Source organism: Oleiphilus sp. HI0123 (assembly GCF_001635315.1).
Genome location: NZ_LWGE01001597.1, coordinates 1 through 1,354 on the forward strand (window position 1 = coordinate 1; position 1,354 = coordinate 1,354).

The following is a 1,354-nucleotide window of genomic DNA, read 5'->3' on the forward strand; positions in this document are numbered from 1 at the left end:
ATTTGGTCTCTGTATATGCTTTGTTTTAATACTAATGTGGTATTAGCAATATGAGCTCGATTCTAACGAAGATTTTACATTATGCAAGGCGCTAGCTTTTAGTTAGAATAGCGCTTCGAATTTTCACTATCGAAAGATATTAACCTTTATTATAAAGACGGAGTGCGTCGTGGAATTAGTTTGTCTTGATTTAGAAGGGGTATTGATCCCTGAAATATGGATAGCATTTGCTGAAAAGACCGGAATAGAAGAGCTTAAGGCGACCACTCGTGATATACCAGATTATGACGTATTGATGACTCAGCGCCTTCGTATCCTTGAAGAAAACGGTTATGGTCTTAATGAGATTCAAGCTGTTATCGCTGAACTCGATCCGCTTCCAGGTGCTAAAGAGTTTATTGACTGGTTGTCTACTCGCTTTCAGGTAATTATTCTTTCTGATACGTTTTATGAGTTTGCAATGCCGCTAATGGCAAAGCTAGGCTTTCCAACACTATTCTGTCATAAGCTTGAAGTGGCTGAAGATGGAAAGATTACCGACTATATACTTCGCCAGAAAGACCCTAAGCGTCAGTCTGTTAGAGCCTTCCAATTATTGAACTATCGTGTAATTGCAGCAGGCGACTCTTATAATGACACAACTATGCTGAAGCAGGCTGAAGCAGGCATCCTGTTTAAGTCACCTCAGAATGTGATCGATGAGTTTCCTCAATTTCCAGCAGTTCATGAATATGCTGATCTTCAGGCAGAGATTTTAAAAGTTAGCCTGACGCAAAATTCCTAAGCAATAAGTTCCGGGCTTAGTGACTACGCAATAGTTCCTCAGCCCTGGTTTTTTATTGGCGAATACCCTCTGCTGACCTACAATGGTTGCAGCATATAAATTTCACCTAATGAGCATTTTAATGACCAAGAAGTCAGATACTGATCTACAACAAACTCCTGTCAGCGAAAGCGATCTTGACGAAAGCTTACAAGCTGAAAGTAGTGCCACGGCTCCTGTTGGTGAGCGCCTACAGAAGGTTCTTGCGCAAGCCGGCCTTGCTTCTCGCCGCGAGCTAGAACGCTGGATAAGCCAGGGCCGAGTGAAGGTAAATGGTGAAGTTGCTTCATTGGGCTTGCGGGTTGTACCAAGTGATAAAGTTTATGTAGATGATCGTTTTGTAAAAATGCCTAGAAGGTCTGAACAAGAATATAAGGTTATTGTTTATTCCAAGCCTGAAGGGGTTGTCTGTACACATTCTGACCCTGAAGGGCGACCAACCGTCTTTGATAACCTGCCGAAGCTTGAGGGGCAGCGCTGGATATCGGTAGGTCGTCTGGATATTAATACTAGCGGTTTGTTGATTTTGAC

At 42.5% G+C, this 1,354-nt stretch carries 2 protein-coding genes; both read left to right on the forward strand.

All coding sequences use genetic code 11. From position 1 onward, the window contains the following. Positions 1–169 precede the first annotated feature (169 nt). A complete protein-coding gene (gene thrH, locus A3761_RS21445) occupies positions 170–784 on the forward strand; it encodes a bifunctional phosphoserine phosphatase/homoserine phosphotransferase ThrH (protein WP_068553400.1) in 615 nt (204 codons plus the stop codon). A 121-nt stretch (positions 785–905) separates the two neighbouring features. Beyond that, on the forward strand, positions 906–1,354 hold a 449-nt coding region (locus A3761_RS21450; RefSeq protein WP_231881280.1), incomplete at its 3' end, for a pseudouridine synthase.